Origin of the sequence: Pseudomonas sp. gcc21, from assembly GCF_012844345.1 — a bacterium.
GTDB lineage: Bacteria > Pseudomonadota > Gammaproteobacteria > Pseudomonadales > Pseudomonadaceae > Halopseudomonas.
The window spans coordinates 3505551-3521318 of the sequence record NZ_CP051625.1 but is presented as its reverse complement, the minus strand read 5'-3'; the positions used below and the strand labels follow the sequence as shown (position 1 = coordinate 3521318).

General features: G+C 60.2%; 16 protein-coding genes. 3 read left to right on the top strand and 13 right to left on the bottom strand.

The features are described 5' to 3' along the window. Window positions 1-5 precede the first annotated feature (5 nt). The 5 genes from HG264_RS16320 to HG264_RS16300 all read right to left on the bottom strand — a co-directional run bounded on the left by HG264_RS16320 (window position 6) and on the right by HG264_RS16300 (window position 5866). Window positions 6-2879: a PilC/PilY family type IV pilus protein gene (locus HG264_RS16320; RefSeq protein WP_169408588.1), complete on the bottom strand. Its 2874-nt coding sequence runs from the start codon at window positions 2877-2879 to the stop codon at window positions 6-8. A 1-nt stretch (window position 2880) separates the two neighbouring features. Beyond that, a complete protein-coding gene (locus tag HG264_RS16315; protein WP_169408587.1) occupies window positions 2881-3387 on the bottom strand; it encodes a PilX N-terminal domain-containing pilus assembly protein in 507 nt (168 codons plus the stop codon). A gap of 14 nt (window positions 3388-3401) precedes the next feature. Next, window positions 3402-4181, bottom strand: coding sequence for a prepilin-type N-terminal cleavage/methylation domain-containing protein (locus tag HG264_RS16310; RefSeq protein WP_169408586.1), 780 nt, complete (start codon window positions 4179-4181; stop codon window positions 3402-3404). Then, entirely contained in the window at window positions 4178-4771 is a 594-nt protein-coding gene (gene pilV / locus HG264_RS16305; protein WP_169408585.1) for a type IV pilus modification protein PilV, read from the bottom strand. Before pilV ends, HG264_RS16310 begins: the two co-directional genes overlap by 4 nt. Before the next feature lie 132 nt (window positions 4772-4903). Continuing rightward, window positions 4904-5866, bottom strand: coding sequence for a 2-hydroxyacid dehydrogenase (locus HG264_RS16300; RefSeq protein ID WP_169408584.1), 963 nt, complete (start codon window positions 5864-5866; stop codon window positions 4904-4906). A 54-nt stretch (window positions 5867-5920) separates the two neighbouring features. Between HG264_RS16300 and HG264_RS16295 the strand changes: the two genes are divergently transcribed. Beyond that, window positions 5921-6553: a LysE family transporter gene (locus HG264_RS16295; RefSeq protein ID WP_169408583.1), complete on the top strand. Its 633-nt coding sequence runs from the start codon at window positions 5921-5923 to the stop codon at window positions 6551-6553. A gap of 15 nt (window positions 6554-6568) precedes the next feature. On the opposite strand, the gene hemH is transcribed toward HG264_RS16295, so the two are convergent. After that, a complete protein-coding gene (gene hemH / locus HG264_RS16290; protein WP_169408582.1) occupies window positions 6569-7594 on the bottom strand; it encodes a ferrochelatase in 1026 nt (341 codons plus the stop codon). 15 nt (window positions 7595-7609) lie between these two features. Next, window positions 7610-8509, bottom strand: coding sequence for a TIGR01777 family oxidoreductase (locus HG264_RS16285; RefSeq protein WP_169408581.1), 900 nt, complete (start codon window positions 8507-8509; stop codon window positions 7610-7612). A gap of 208 nt (window positions 8510-8717) precedes the next feature. On the opposite strand from HG264_RS16285, the gene HG264_RS16280 reads away from it, so the two are divergent. Next, complete coding sequence (locus tag HG264_RS16280) at window positions 8718-9695, top strand: NAD(P)/FAD-dependent oxidoreductase (RefSeq protein WP_169408580.1); 978 nt, start codon at window positions 8718-8720, stop codon at window positions 9693-9695. Window positions 9696-9749: 54 nt separating this feature from the next. Further along, entirely contained in the window at window positions 9750-10289 is a 540-nt protein-coding gene (locus HG264_RS16275; protein ID WP_169408579.1) for a DUF2878 domain-containing protein, read from the top strand. Between the two features lie 51 nt (window positions 10290-10340). Here HG264_RS16275 and HG264_RS16270 read toward each other — a convergent pair whose 3' ends face one another. From HG264_RS16270 to hemA, 6 genes are read right to left on the bottom strand one after another with little or no spacing between them, the layout of a single operon-like run. Next, window positions 10341-10871, bottom strand: a complete 531-nt coding sequence (locus tag HG264_RS16270; RefSeq protein ID WP_169408578.1) for an acyloxyacyl hydrolase — start codon at window positions 10869-10871, stop codon at window positions 10341-10343. Between the two features lie 45 nt (window positions 10872-10916). Then, on the bottom strand, window positions 10917-11708 hold the full coding sequence (gene murI / locus HG264_RS16265; RefSeq protein WP_169408577.1) for a glutamate racemase: 792 nt from the start codon (window positions 11706-11708) through the stop codon (window positions 10917-10919). Further along, window positions 11705-12457: a molybdopterin-synthase adenylyltransferase MoeB gene (gene moeB / locus HG264_RS16260; RefSeq protein WP_169408576.1), complete on the bottom strand. Its 753-nt coding sequence runs from the start codon at window positions 12455-12457 to the stop codon at window positions 11705-11707. Before moeB ends, murI begins: the two co-directional genes overlap by 4 nt. Beyond that, on the bottom strand, window positions 12450-13286 hold the full coding sequence (gene prmC / locus HG264_RS16255; RefSeq protein WP_169408575.1) for a peptide chain release factor N(5)-glutamine methyltransferase: 837 nt from the start codon (window positions 13284-13286) through the stop codon (window positions 12450-12452). The genes moeB and prmC overlap by 8 nt, the downstream gene beginning before the upstream one ends. Then, window positions 13283-14368, bottom strand: a complete 1086-nt coding sequence (gene prfA, locus HG264_RS16250) for a peptide chain release factor 1 (protein WP_169408574.1) — start codon at window positions 14366-14368, stop codon at window positions 13283-13285. Before prfA ends, prmC begins: the two co-directional genes overlap by 4 nt. A gap of 2 nt (window positions 14369-14370) precedes the next feature. Then, on the bottom strand, window positions 14371-15645 hold the full coding sequence (gene hemA / locus HG264_RS16245) for a glutamyl-tRNA reductase (protein ID WP_169408573.1): 1275 nt from the start codon (window positions 15643-15645) through the stop codon (window positions 14371-14373). Between the last annotated feature and the right edge of the window lie 123 nt (window positions 15646-15768).

Sequence of the window (15768 nt, the reverse complement as noted above, 5' to 3'; positions counted from 1 at the left end):
TATCCTCACATCCGTTGCCGCCAATTGATTCGGTCAAAGCGGCAGGTGGCAGTTGCCGTGACGACCGCCACGCCGCTTGAACCCTGGACAAGAATGATGTCCGGTGCGCAACCGGTCTGACTGACTTCAGGGTCATCTTCGCGGCGCACAATATTGAGGTCGCCGGGCAGCCCTATATCCAGATCCTTGCCGGCAACCTGCTCGTCATCGTTGTCCACGTTGTTGTCATTGTTGGTGTCGAGAAACTTGCCCGGTGCCATACCGCCGCTATCCACCGACACCACCATGAGCCAGCCAGCGCCTTGCGTCATGCAGGGGTCAGTGTCCGGCTTGATATATCCGGTATTGAAATAGACCTTACCATCCCGTACCGCAAAATCGCGGGTGACTCTTTCACCGACTGCCTGCGCCCCGCTTATCAGGGGCAGACGCCAACCATACTGGCTGGCCCAATCGACAAAGTTTGCCGAGACCCGGCGGAATGTGCCGCCTGCGCCATCCGAGACGGTGGTCGAATCTATCTGCTGGGCCTGAAGATGCGCCGGCGTGAGCCCGCCTGCTGGAGGACTGACGGTGTCCCGCACGGCGTAAAAACTCTGCAGTGCGGTGTCGGTGAGATCAGCCTGCTCCATGAATTTTCCGGTACCAAAAAGTACCAGATGATCGCGGGCGTCGGCGCTACGGTGCACCTGGGGTCGGACGGTGATTGGCTGATCTGTCGCCGCAGTGAATAGCGGCACACCGTCGTGGGCGGTAGTCCAGTTGGTGCTGTCAGCATCGCTGAGGTCGAATTTCCAGAGCTGTCCGTGCAGGTCGCCAGCGAATACAGACACATTGCCGCTTCCATCATCGTGCAACACCGGCGCGGACAGACCGTTTCCCTGGGTAACACCCTCGCGGTTGCTGACGTCCAGCTTTCGTATCAACACGCCCGTCGCCATATCAACCACCAACAAGGATGCCGTCCCGCTCGCGCTACCGTAACCGTTGCCAGTAATCAGCACGCTCCGCTCATTCAACCGCGCCAGTACGGGCTGGGCGTAGATATGACCCAGAGCGTCCCAATCAGGATCGGCGGCGTTGATTTCCCATAGCGCGCCGATCGCGTTGTTGCCGGTATTTGCATCGAACAACCGGATCGCCGCCAGCCCCTTGCCTCCAGCACCAAAACCCGTCGCGGCCACAGTCGACCAGATACCATTCAATGGCAGGTCGGCCACAGTCAGACGGCCATCCACACCCGAGCGGTGATTGTTGCCATTGGAATAATCGCTGCGCGCCCGTGCGCCCAGGCTGGCATGCAGGCCGGCGGGCAGAAAGGAATAGCGGTGCTGACCTGCGGTATCGAATACGCGGATGAATCCATCGTTGGCACCCACTACAAGCGATTCGGTCAGTTGTTGCTTGCTGCTCCGATACGCCGCGGGCGCACCGGATGTGGCCTGGTGTCGGGCCACCAACACCGGTGATGAATTGATCACGTCACCCAGCAAAGACGTACGGCTGCGCAGCCCTGTAACGTTCTGTCCACGAACCCAGTTCAACAGAGTCTGCCCGGCTTCACCGGTGAGGCCGGCCTGAACGGCGGCGTTATCAAGCGTGGCTTGCTGAACGGGCGCCAGCATAGCTCTCGTGGCTCCGTTCAAGGTCACCGGGCCAGCAACAGCGGCATCGTGAGCAAGGCGCCAGGTCTGAAATACGCCAGGCCGGTTGGCGGGGGTGAAGGTCGAATCAGTAGACCAGAGCACAGTGCCCGGCTCACCTTCCGCGTTCAACGTTTGGGCGCTAAGCGAACCGCTCCAGTCCTGGGGATCAAATTCGCTCTGATAATAGCGGCTGGTGCCGGCCTGCAACACCTGACTGTCGACGGTCGCTCCGCCACCTGAGCCGGATGAGGCCATGATCTCTCGCAACGCCGTGCGTAAAGCTTCCTTCAGCTCTGTCCGGTCACTCGCCGTGTAGTATTTTCCGCCGCCGGCGGTTGCCGTATCACGAAGACGAGAATCATCCAGCGCGAAACCGACGGTGAAGGTCTTCATGTTTTGCGTCGGAAAAGCAGGATCGTCCCAGCTTTTGCCGGCCTGGTCAGTGCCATCGCCAGTGTCGCGCATATCGGTATCCAATGCGAAGCGCGCGATATCATCGAGGTAAAAGGTGCTGCCTTCGCTGGAGGGACTCGGACTGTTTACATCGCCCTTGCTGTCGCCGTCCCAGTTCGGCAGGTTGAATACGCCGGAGACCTGGGCATTGTTACCCGCCGGCTCTTGAGCCAGTGTCGTTGGGAACTGGCTATCATAGGTCGGCAACCCATCGGTCAGTACCAGGCCAAAATTCTTCTGACAGCGATATTCGATGGGGCTGTCGAATTGCTCCCGATTCTGCTCGGCGTCTGACTGCGGGTAGAAGGCTCGCAGGCCGCGCATGTACCGGGTAACTTCGTAATAACTCTCAGCCAGAGGCGTCCAGGTCAGCCCGGAACCCCCGGTGCCGGGATTAACCTCGTCCAGCGCATCATTCAAGGCCTCGAATCGTGTTTCACCGGCTGTTGTGCCCTGCACAATGGACCCGACCGGCACCCGCAACAGGCCGCCCGGGGCGTTGGTTCCCGAGCGAAAGGTAAACAGGCCAAAACGCACATCGCGGTTGTCATTGATCACATCCTTGGCTGCTTCCCTGGCGATATTCAGCCGGGTATCGCCGTCGATGCGGTTCAGGACCATGCTCGAAGAACTGTCGAACAACATCACTACATTCGGCGACACGCTGGATGCCGACAGCACCGGGCCGCTGAGCGGAGTGAAGGCTTCAGCCGAGCAGGCCACGGCCATGCCCAACGCAAAACCGGCCAGCTGGCCGGCACCTGTCCTGGCTCGTTCCATGTTAAATCCGGGTATGTGCATAGGTTCCCTCCAGCACGGTGCGGGTGGTGCCTTTGAAGCCGACTACCGATATGCGGTAGAGGGTACTGGGCGCGCTGGCGCTCAGGTTGACCGGTATTTCGCTGTCGCCCAGCCGCACCACGCGATACCAGACCGAAGCAGCATTGCCCGCGCTGGCCTCAGGCACTGCGATCCAGCCGTCCCCCGGCGAAGACAGCTGATCGATATCGAGCGCGGCGGCATCTATCTCGCACGCCGCGCCAGCGCAGACCTCGGCAGGCAGTGCCACGGCCAGGGTTCGCACCTGCCCTTCCACGTAACGCATGCCTGCTTCAGCTGCCTGAAAACTTTCATTCTTGAGTTTCAGATTGGCTGCCATGCGTTCCTGGCTGATGGAGGTCTTGACACCTGCTATGGCAGCCAGGCTCAGCAACAACAGCAGCACCATGCTGATCAGCAAAGCGCTGCCCTGCTGGCTGAGTTGAGGAGAACACTGACGGGGCGACATAAACACTTCCTTGTTCAATCGAGACGATTGCGCAGGGCTGCAACCAGGGTGAAGTCTTTGGTTTTGACACTGCCCGCGTCCGGATCAGACGGATCCTCGGCTAACTGCAATGCCAGGCGTACACTGCGCACCCGTTTCTCGGCGCCTGTGATATCCGTAACGTAGGCACCCGAAACATGTACGTCGGCATCGGTTGCAGCCAGACCGAACTGCACCTCGAAGCCCGACACACCTTCAATCAATGTCTCGAAATTGCCCATCCCGTTTACGCGGGTCTTGAGGGCATGGTCGGTAAGCCGGTACTCCAGTTGACGCACGGGGATAACCAGATCCCCCGCGGCGGCCGTTACGCCGGCACCGTTATCAATACCCAGCCCCGCCACGCAATCGCTTACCAAAAGCCACCCTGCTCCAAGCCCGGACGCGGTTAACGTCACGTCTTCGGTCACGCGTTCGACTGCCGAGTCAGCGGTGATGATGGTCAGGATGTCGTCTTGAAAGCTGACGGGCGTGGCAAACGCGGTGGGGATCTGGTTGCGGGTTGCAGCGGGAAGCCGCTCGATATCCAGGCAGCCGAACATGCCCATCTGCCTCAGCTCTGAACTGATACGACTGAGCACAAAACGCGCGTCTTCCTGCATGGTCGCGGCGCTCTGCTGAACGCTGTAGGTCTGCTTGCTGGTGATAAAGATCTGCATGACGCCGATGATCAGGATCAGCCCCAACAGCATGGCAATCATCAGCTCAACCAGACTGAAGCCGCGTTGTGCAGAGCACCGATTTGAGTCTTTCATGGCGCTTTCCTGACGATCGAGGACACCACAAACTCGGTATCCGCCTGGCCCGCCACAATCCGTGCTTCTGACCAACTGATGGTGATGGTGGCTGTGTCGGCAGCGACACGGATACTGGCCTCACCGGATGGCAACTGGCAGGTTACGGCACGGGCAAAATCGGCGCGATCGAGGGCGATGATTGTGGCTGGCGCTGCCGCATCTTGCTCGCAGGCACCAGACACCGAGCCCGCGTAGGCAGCAAGCTCGTCAGCGTTGGCACGCATCCGGTCAAGCAAGTCGTAGGCGATGAAGCTGGCGTGGGTGGTATGCGCGGCGCTGGCACTGTAACGCACCGCGTTAAGCTGTAGAGATGCTGCACCGAGTACGCCGATGGCCAATACCAATACGGCAATGAGTACTTCAAGCAGGCTGACGCCGCGCTGACTGATGCGTTGAACTTCCGACCAGTCATACAGGCAGTGAGCTGACGACAGCCCATCAAACAGACACGGATCTGCTGCCGAGGGTGCGAAAGTATCTGGAAGAGGCTCGCCACCGGCGAGAAGCTGTTCGGTGATTCCAACCGAACCATATATTGGCGAAGTCATTTACGGCTCGTCCCTGAGCGAAAGATGACCTGACCTTATTCCCGTGCAGCCCACCCGCTCCATCACCTAAAGAGGTGGAGCATCCCAAAATGTGCGTCAATAGCGCTCTGATCGATGCAAATACCGACTAGTTCAAATAACTGACCGTCGAACCGCTCCCTTCAGGAAGCCAGACAGATTCTCGGCGAGCTGCGTGACGATGCGCTGCCGCGCCTCGCGGCTGCCCCATGCGCTGTGCGGGGTAACAATCAGATTGGGCACCTCGCTATCGAGCAGTGGATTCCCACGAGCCGGCGGCTCCTCACTCAATACGTCCAAAGCGGCGCCGCCAAGATGCCCGCTCTTCAGACTGGCAAGCAAAGCGTGCTCGTCGACCAATCCTCCCCGTGCAGCGTTTACCAGCAGGCTGCCAGGCTTCATCAGCGCCAGCTCCGGCGCGCCTATCAGGTTGCGCGTGCTGTCGGTCAACGGGCAGTGCAGGCTTAGTATGTCTACCTGGGGCAACATCTCGCGCAACCCTGGACGGCCGGGCTGTTCACGACCGGGTAAGGCACCCACCAGAAGCTGCATGCCAAACGCCTCGGCAAGCTTTCCGACCGCACGCCCCAGTTCACCATAACCCAGGATCCCCAGCGTCCGGCCGGACAGTTCGCCGATTGGATAATCAAGCAGGCAGAACTGACTGCTGCGCTGCCAGGCACCGGCTCTGACCGCCTGGCGATAGGATTCGAAACGGGTAATCAGCACCAGCATCAGCATGATGCTGTGTTGCGCGACGGACGGCGTGCCATAACCCTGGCAATTGCAGACCTGAATACCGCGCCGGCGTGCAGCATCGAGATCAACGTTATTGGTTCCGGTAGCGGCTATGAGAATCAGCTTTATTTCAGGACAGGCGGCCATGACGGCCTCGTTGATGACCACTTTGTTGGTGATCACCACCTGATGCTTACCGATGTGGTCGATTACCTGTTCTGCAGTGGTGGCGTCATACAAAGTGAGTGTCGCGGCACTGTTCTTCAGTGACTGCAGGTCGAGATCATTCTTGTCCAGCGTAGCCTGATCCAGAAAAACCACGCTTAATTGTTCATTCATGGCGAGGGTCCGTTCCAATTGGGTTTAAAATGGCGAATTTGCACGGAGCGGTCGATGTATCTCAACGAATTCCTGCTGGTAGCGCTGGTTCACCTGTTGGCGGTGATGAGTCCCGGGCCCGACTTTGCGGTAGTCATCCGCAACAGTGTGAGTGCCGGACGACAGGCGGGACTGATGACCGCCGCAGGCATCGGAACGGGGATCTTTATCCATATCGGCTACTCGTTGTTGGGCATAGGTCTGATCGTCTCGCAATCGGTATGGCTGTTCAATCTGCTCAAATTGGTGGCGGCGGCCTATCTGATCTATATCGGGATCCGGGCGCTTCGGGCTCAACCCCAGGGTCTGGCGGACGAGCGCACCAGCACGCTATCGATGGCGCCACGGCAGGCTTTTCTCAACGGTTTCATCACCAACGGTCTGAACCCCAAGGCTACCCTGTTCTTCCTATCGGTATTTACCGCTGTGATCAGCCCTCAGACACCTCTGACGGTCCAGGCCGGCTACGGTCTTTACCTCGCCCTGGCGACCGGAACCTGGTTTGCGCTGGTCGCCGTGCTTTTCAGCCAGCCACGGGTTCGCCGCGGCTTTGCCCGGCTGGGGCACTGGTTTGACCGACTGATGGGCGTCGTGCTGGTCGGTTTGGGACTGCACCTGGTGCTCGCCGAATGGCTGCGGCGCAGCTGAACAATCCCACTAGGTTCAATCGGCAGCAGCAGGCTCGGTACGGCACCAGTGCTCCAGCGTATCGATCCACTTAGGATGGTCGTTCATACAAGGCACCAGCACCAGCTCCTCCCCTCCCGCCGCGACAAACTGCTCGCGGGCACGATCGCCGATCTCCTCCAACGTTTCGATACAGTCGGCGACAAACGCCGGACACATCACCAGCAAACGCTTGACGCCCTGAGCGGCCAGCTCGTCCAGGCGCTTCTCGGTATAGGGTTCGATCCATTTGTCGCGACCCAGCCGCGATTGGAAGGCCATGGACCATTTGTCATCGCTCAACCCCATGCGTGCGGTGAATGCCTTGCTGACAGCCAGACACTGCGCGCGATAACAGGTCGCATGCGCTGGGGACGGTTGTTCGCAACACGCAGGATAGTTACCACAGTGCGAGCCGGTCGGATCGGCCTTGCGCAGATGCCGCTCGGGCAGTCCGTGATAGCTCAGCAGCAGGTGATCGAAACCCTGCTGCAGGTGTGGCTCGGCACTGGCCACCAGCGCGTCCATGTAACCCGGGCGATCATAGAACGCAGGCACCACGGTCAGCTTGAGGTTCAACTTATTCTTGGCAATAACCCGCTCAGTCTCCTTGATGGACGTGGTGATGGTGCTATCGGCATGCTGCGGATACTGCTGCAGCAACAGCACCTCGCGTACCCCCGGTTTGCTGGCGAGAGCGAGAACAGCATTCTCTATAGACGGCTCACCGTAGCGCATGGCCAACTCGACGGGCATATCCAGCCGTGCCTGCAGCGCCTCCTGCACGCGCCGGCTGATAACCAGCAGCGGCGAACCCTGCTCCCACCAGATGGATGCATAGGCGTGCGCGGATTGTTTGGGTCGGGTGGCCAGAATAATACTCACCAGCAAACGACGTAACGGCCATGGCAGATCCACCACATAAGGGTCCATCAGAAACTGATTCAGATAGCGGCGCACATCGGCCACGCTGGTGCTCGCCGGTGAGCCCAGATTCAACAGTAAAACCCCACGATCCGACATTGACTGCTCCGATATTCAGTGATTGTTTATTACATCATCCAACGCCGCTTCGAGCGCCGCATGGCGAAAGCTGTAGCCCGCTTCGGTGATTCTGGCTGGCAGCACACGCTGCCCAGTCAACAGCAGAACGGACATCTCCCCCAGAGCCGCTTTCAAAGCGATACCGGGTACTGGCAAAAAGGCGGGCCGATGCAGCGTCCTGCCCAGCGCCCGGCTGAATGTTTTATTGGTGACCGGCTCAGGCGCAGTGGCGTTATATATCCCCTTGCAGTCCGGGTGGTGCAGCAGGTGCAGGATAATACCGACCTCATCCTCAATATGGATCCACGACATGTATTGCCTGCCCGAGCCTATCGGCCCGCCAAGCCCCAGGCTGAACGGTGTGAGCAGACGTTGCAAAAAGCCGCCGCCCGGCGCCAGCACCAGCCCGGTGCGCACCACGCACACCCGAATACCGTGCGAGCTCGCGCGCCTGGCTGCGGCCTCCCAGGCGTCGCAGAGCGTATGAGCATATTGCCGGTTGGCTGCACTGTCTTCCGTCAGCTCTGCCTCGCCGCCATCGCCATACCAGCCAACAGCTGATCCGCTGATCATTACTGACGGCCGGTTTTTCAGGCTGCCCATCCAGTCCACCAGGTGTTCAGTGAGTGACACTCTGCTGGACCAGAGTTGCGCTTTGCGTTGCGGCGTCCAGCGCCGATCCGCTATGGGTGCTCCAGCCAGGTTGATAACGGCGTCCAGCGGCACCGCATCCAGCTGCTCCAGACGACCGACGCCTCTGACTTCCGAACCGCATAACGCGCGGACCTGCTCGGGTCGTCGGCTCCACACGCTTACCTGGTGCCCCTGCGCTAACAAACGATGACACAACGCCCGTCCAACCAGGCCTGTCCCTCCTGTTAACAATACGTGCATGGCTCGACTCCCTGCATATGTGATTCCCTGGAAAAAAAAACAATCCTGCGAAACGGCGAAAACGCTGGATCCAAGCTTAACAGGTCACTGATCAATCGCGATTGCCTCAGCTGAACGGTACTATCCAGAGCGGTCCTGAATGTACAGAGACCAGCAACCGACCGTATGATGATCGCCCAACGAGTTTAGCCCAACAGGACCTCCGCCCATGAGTTCTCTTCGTATCGCCGTCATCGGTGCCGGTCTGGCAGGCGTCAGTGCCGCCAGCGCCCTGCGCGAGGCTGATCATCAGGTGTTTCTGTTTGACAAGAGCAGAGGCTGCGGCGGGCGCTTGAGCACCAAACGAACGGCCGTTGGCGGGCTTGACCTGGGCGCTCAGTATTTCACCGCGCGTGATACCCGCTTTCGCCACGCGCTACAGCATTGGCTGGACAGTGGATGGGTAGCGGAATGGACGCCCAGACTCTATTGCTGCGACGCTACCGGCTTGCATGAATCACCTGATGACCAGCAGCGCTTCGTCGGTCTTCCCGGCATGTCTGCCCTGCCGCGCCAGCTACTGGGAGATGCAGTGCTCACCAGCCAGACGCGCATCGCTCAGTTGCATCGAATTGACGCGGAACAGTGGATGCTGGCGGATGACACGGGCGCAACGTATGGTCCCTTTGACCGTGTCGTGGTGGCTGTGCCTGCACCGCAGGCGATCGCGCTACTGGAACCCGCTCCAACATTGCAGCAGACCCTAGCGCAGATCAGCATGTCCCCGACCTGGACGCTGGCTGTCGCCTTCGAACAGCCACTGACAACGCCCGTCGACGCCTGCTTTGTACGCGGGGGCCCACTCGACTGGATCTCGCGCAACAGCAGCAAGCCCGGGCGCCACGGCAACGACAGCTGGGTAGCGCACTCAACCCCCGCCTGGGCAGCTGATCATCTTGAGGCTTCGCCTGAATCGGTCGCAGCACACTTGCTCGACGCCCTGTCCGACGTCCTGGGGATCGCGCTTGCTGAGCCTGCTTTTACGTATGCCCACCGTTGGCTTCTCGCGCGCCCTGATGAGACGCGTAACTGGGGCGCATTGGCGGCCCCGGAGCTGGGGCTTTACGTGTGTGGTGACTGGTGCCTGGACGGCCGGGTCGAAAACGCCTGGCTTAGCGGACAACAGACCGCGCGCACCCTGGTCTGATTCCGGGCAAGCATAGGTAGACTCTTCAGCCGGCTCCATCATTCAGAGGACTCAATGGCGGCACGAAACAACTCCATCAATGCAACATTATTCGTCGTTGGCTGGCTAGCCTGTCTGCTGGGCGGATATTCCGGATGGCTACTGGTCGCCCTTGTTGCACTGGTAATGCACTTTGCGCTGGTCAGCTCTTGGTCAGCGGAAGGCAAGACAGTGGTGAGTACGATGCTGGCTGGCGCAGCTCTGGATTCCTTCATGCTGCAAATGAGTCTGTTCAGTTATCCCGGTGATCCCGCCCTGGTTCCGCTGTGGCAGGCGCTGTTCTGGGCTCTGCTGGGAACGACGCTGAATCATAGCCTGGCCTGGAGCGGCCGAACGTGGTGGCTGGCCAGCACTGTTGGCGCCGTTGCAGCGTTGGCCGTCTACAGTGCTATCGCTGGGTTACGCGGTGTAAACCTCGGACAAGAGCCGGCAACCACTCTGGCGATTGCCGCTATCAGCTGGGCCGTCTTGTTTCCACTGCTGCATGGTTTTGCTCAGCTGTACCGCGAACAATATCGAATGAAGCTGGCTGAAAGCAGGAACAAGCGCCGCTAAGTGCCCCGCCTGGCTGTGGCGGGGCCTCTGGCCGGAACATTCCGGTTGCTGTCAGATATCGAAGCGGTAATGCAAAGAGACTGTTTCGATACCGTTGTTCGGGCTTTTGATGCCGGCGTTGGAATAGTGGAATACGCGCAGGCCAAGCTGCGAACCGTCAGCGAAACGCACACCCGCACCCAATCTGTCCTCGAACTGGAATTTCGAGCCCAGGTCGATATTTTCACTGTCGAAATCTGTTCGAGTGAAATAGGACGCACCGATACCCGCTTCGATATAGGGCGTCATAGCGCTGTTGGGGCTACCAAAATCGAGTCGCAACACCGGCGAGATAGCAACCGTAGTGGCGTCAAGACCGCTCCAGCGACGCACACCTGCGTCCCAGTAACCGCCGAGCCGCACGTTGCCGGACTGGTTCTGCCAAAGGGTCTGCCCAAAATCGAATTGAGCTGCTAACCGGAAGGTGTTGGTGGACTCTGAGCTTCTGCCCGCCTCAACAGAGATTCCATCCACCGCGTGAACTAATGGCGCCAACGTCGAAAAGGACAGCAGGCATCCAACTACAAGACCGCGTTTTTTCATTGATTTTTTCCTTGCGCATCGAGCTACAAGCCCATTTGTATCCGTTTACACAGACAACGCCCGCACCGTCTCGTTCCGCCCCCAGAGCACGCGTAACACGTCCTCCAGTGATTTTGGTGCAGCCGTACTCCAGAACCGGGGACCCTGGCTCGCGCCGTCGGCAAGCAGCTCGGCTTCGGATAGACGCGCACGCAATTGCCTTGCGACAGCAGCGCCGGTATCGACCAGGGTAATGCCGGAGGGAAGAATGGTCATGAGCTGAGCGCGCAGGAACGGGTAGTGGGTGCACCCCAGGATCAGCGTATCGCACCCGGCCTCAAGCAGCGGATCAGTATAGGAACGCAGCAATTGCTCAACATGCTGCCCTTGCAGCTCGCCGCGCTCCACGCATTCCACCAGTCCCGGGCACGGCTGAGTTACTACGCGCACAGCACCGGCAAAACGATCCAGCAAGGCGGCGAAGCGCGCGCTTTGCAAGGTCCCGGTCGTTGCCAGCACACCGACCACCCCGGTGCGCGTCGCCAGCGCCGCCGGTTTGACGGCGGGTTCCATGCCGACGACGGGCATGTCATACAGGCTGCGCAAGTCGGCAACCGCCGCTGCAGTGGCCGTGTTACAGGCGAGTACCAATGCTTTGGCGCCCTGCTCAACCAGAAACGAAGCGATCTTCCGGCTTCGCTCACGAATATATTCAGCCGATTTCTCGCCGTAGGGAACGTGGCCGCTGTCGGCGACATACAGCAGCGTCTCCTGCGGCAACAGGCGGTTGATTTCGCCCAGCACGGACAATCCGCCGACCCCGGAGTCGAACACGCCGACCGGTGCGTTGTTGCTCAAGGCCGGCGGTCCCCACAGCAGTCGCAGGCAGGGTCACGCTTGATGCGCATCTCCCGGAAGCGGCTGGCCAAGGCATCTATCAACAGCAACCGGCCGGTCAGCGGCTCGCCAAAACCTGCCAGCAACTTGAGCGCTTCCAACGCCTGCAGACTGCCAATCATGCCCACCAAGGGACCGATCACACCTGCCTCGCTGCAGCTCAACGCCTCTTCATCGCCTTCCCCGTAGAGACACTGGTAACAGGGGCTGTCTTTGCGCCGGGGATCAAACACACTGACCTGTCCCTCCAGCCGAATCGCTGCACCGGAAACCAAAGGCCTGCCCGCCGCAAAACAGGCGGCGTTGACCGCCAATCGGGTAGCGAAGTTATCAGAGCAATCGAGCACCAGATCCACATCCCGCACGGCGCGATTCAGCGTCTCGCCTTCCAGCGCGTGATCAATCAGTGCCAGCTGGACGTCGGTATTGAGCGCCTGCAGCGTATCACCTGCCGATTCTACCTTGGCCCGGCCGACATCCCGGGTAAGGTGGATGATCTGACGGTGTAGGTTGGTGGTGTCTACCGCATCATGATCCGCCAGCACCAGCGTGCCGACGCCTGCCGCGGCCAGATATAGCGCGGCCGGTGCACCCAGCCCGCCCAGCCCGACAATCAGCACTCTGCTTTGAAGAAGGCGTTGCTGCCCCTCGATATCGATTTGCGGCAGCAGAATCTGCCGGCTGTAACGCAATAGCTGCTGATCATTCATGCCAGCGTCCTCCGCTGACGCGTTGATGGCCGGCAAGATCCTGCCAGGACTGCACTTCGACAAAGCCCCGCGCAACGAGCAACTCGCGCACTGCACCCGCCTGCTCCCAACCATGCTCCAGCAGCAGCCAGCCCGTTGATTGCAGGTAGCCTGGCGCTGCGTGCACGATATGCCGGATGTCACCCAGACCGTCAGGCCCGCTGACCAGTGCAGAAGCCGGCTCGAAACGTACATCGCCTTCAGCCAGATGCGGGTCGTTTTCAGCTATGTAGGGTGGGTTGGAAACAATCAGATCAAACGCCTCGCTCTGAGCGAGGCCGGCAAACCAGTCACTGAGTAAAAAGACGGCATTGCTGATGCCCAGCCGCTGGCGGTTACGCTCGGACAGCGCGACAGCGGAGGCCGAGCTATCGCAGCCGGTAACGTTCCAGGCGGGCCGTTCGACCGCCAGAGCAAGTGCCACGGCGCCCGTTCCGGTACCCAGATCAAGCACTCGGGCCGGTTGTTTGACGCGGCGCTCCAGCGCGACTTCAACCAGCCGCTCGGTATCCGGACGCGGAATCAGCGTCGAGCTGTCGACTTCCAGGTCCAGGCTCCAGAAACCCCTCTGCCCGAGCAGATAGGCAACCGGCTCGCCCGCTCGGCGACGCTGCAACAAGTGCTGGAAGCGTTCAACCTGCTCGGGCTGTGGTTGATGCTCCGGCCAAGTCAGCAGAAAACTGCGTGGCTTGTTCAAGGCGTGCGCCAGCAACAGTTCGGCATCCAGCCGCGGACTGTCTGAATCCGGCAGCGCCGCAGCGTGCAGCAGGGACGCCAGATCCAGGCTCATGCGTGTTCCAGATCGGCCAACTGGTCAGCCTGATGTTCGCGCAGCAGCGGCTCGATGACGTTGTCGAGCTCTCCCTGAATAACCTGATCGAGGCTGTACAGGGTCAGGTTGATGCGGTGATCGGTTACCCGGCCCTGGGGGAAGTTATAGGTGCGGATACGCTCGGAGCGATCCCCCGATCCGACCAACTGCCGGCGGGCATCGGAAACTTCTTTATCCTGCGCCTCGCGCTGGCGACTGACCAGTTTGGATTGCAGCAGGCTCATGGCCTTGGCGCGGTTCTTGTGCTGCGAGCGCTCTTCCTGGCATTCCACCACAATGCCGGTTGGCAAATGCGTCAGACGTATCGCGGAATCGGTCTTGTTGACGTGCTGTCCGCCCGCGCCCGAAGAGCGATAGGTATCCACCCGAAGGTCCGCCGGGTTGATCTCCACGGCGGCCTGCTCGTCCATTTCTGGCAATACCGCTACGGTGCACGCCGAGGTATGGATACGCCCCTGAGACTCGGTTTCCGGCACGCGCTGGACCCGGTGCGCGCCGGATTCAAACTTGAGCTTGGCGTACACGCCGCGCCCTTCTACCCGGGCAATGACTTCCTTGTACCCTCCATGCTCGCCGATGTTCTCCGAGAGAATCTCGACCTGCCAGCCCTGGCGCTCGGCGTAGCGCGAATACATGCGGAACAGGTCACCGGCGAATATTGCCGCCTCGTCACCACCGGTCCCGGCGCGTACTTCAAGAAACACGTTGCGTTCGTCGTTCGGGTCTTTGGGCAACAGCAAGCGGTTGAGGTCTTCTTCGAGCACCCCAAGCCGGGCCTGACAGTCCTTGGCATCTTCCTCGGCCATTTCCCGCATATCAGCGTCGCTGTCCTTGAGCAGACTGCGCGCCTCGGCGAGATCAGCGGTGACCTGTTTCCACTGGGCATAGCAGCTGATAGTTGGCTCGAGCTCGGCATATTCGCGGGAATAGGCACGAAAGCGGTTCTGGTCGCTGATTACTTCCGCATCGCTAAGCAGGGCGGAGAGTTCTTCAAAGCGTTCCGTCAGTATGTCCAGCCGGTTTAACAGTGATGCCTTCATGGTCAGCCTTGTGGTGAATTCGTCTCGTCGTCCAGCGCGAACAGTTCCTGCGCCAGCGCCAGCGCTTCAGCCCGACCCTCTGCGCTCATCTGCTTGAGCTGCACACTCGGGTCATGCAGCAGTTTGTTGGTCAGCGCCCGGGCCATTTCCGCCAGCACAGCCGCCGGATCCCCGCCGCGCTCAAGTTTCGCCTGCGCCTTGAGCAGTTCCTGGTCGCGCAATTGTTCAGCCTTCTGGCGGTAGCGACGCAGAACATCCACCGCCGCTCGCGCCCTCAAGCGCTGCATGAACTCGGTGGTGCCCTGCTCGATCAGTCTTTCCGCCGCCTCGGCAGCGCCCTGACGCGAACGCATGTTTTCTTCGATGACTTCGTGCAGATCGTCGACGGTGTACAGATACACATCCGAGAGTCCGCCAACCTCCGGCTCGATGTCACGCGGCACGGCGATATCGACCATGAATACCGGCCGGTGTTTGCGCTTGCGCAGCGCTCGCTCAACCGTACCCTTGCCCAGGATCGGCAAGGGACTGGCGGTGGAGCTGATGATGATGTCGCACCGCGACAGTACGTCAGGAATGTCGTTGAGAATGATAGCCTGCCCGCCGAGCGGTTCGCTGAGCAGCTGCGCACGTTCAAGCGTCCGGTTGGCAACGATGATATTGCTGACGCCCTGGTCATACAGATGCCGGGCGACCAGCGCGATGGTTTCGCCGGCGCCAATCAACAAGGCCGTACTGCGTCGCAGGTCGGAGAAGATCTGCCGCGCCAGGCTCACCGCTGCAAAGGCGACCGATACAGGGTTCTCGCCTATCGCTGTGTCCGTGCGGACCTGTTTGGCGGTGTTGAAGGTGCTCTGAAACAACCGGTCGAGATAGGGCCCCAGGGTTCCGGCGGTGCGCGCCGCCTGCCAGGCATCCTTCATCTGACCAAAAATCTGCGGCTCGCCCAACACCATCGAATCCAGCCCGGCGGCAACGCGCATCATGTGCCGCACCGCCCCGGCATCGCTGTGTATATAGCTGCAATCCTGCAGATCAGTAATATCAAACCCGTGGTAATGCGCTACCCATTCCACCACCCGATCAATGTCCGGATGATCTTGGGCGCAGTAGATCTCGGTACGGTTGCAGGTAGAGAGGATCGCCACTTCCTGAGCATGCGTTTCGCTCAGCATCTGCTGCAGCGCGTCAGCCAGACGTTCAGGCGCAAACGCCACCCGCTCGCGCACGTCTACAGCAGCAGTCTTGTGATTGATCCCGAATGCGAGAAAGCCCATGGAGCCTCATATGCCCGAACGACACGGGTCGAAAACGTGCAATTGTCCTATGTAAGCCGACGCTGATCAATTCCCGCAGGGATTTCCGTCATCCAGCGCATCGCTCTATCCCGAACACAGCCT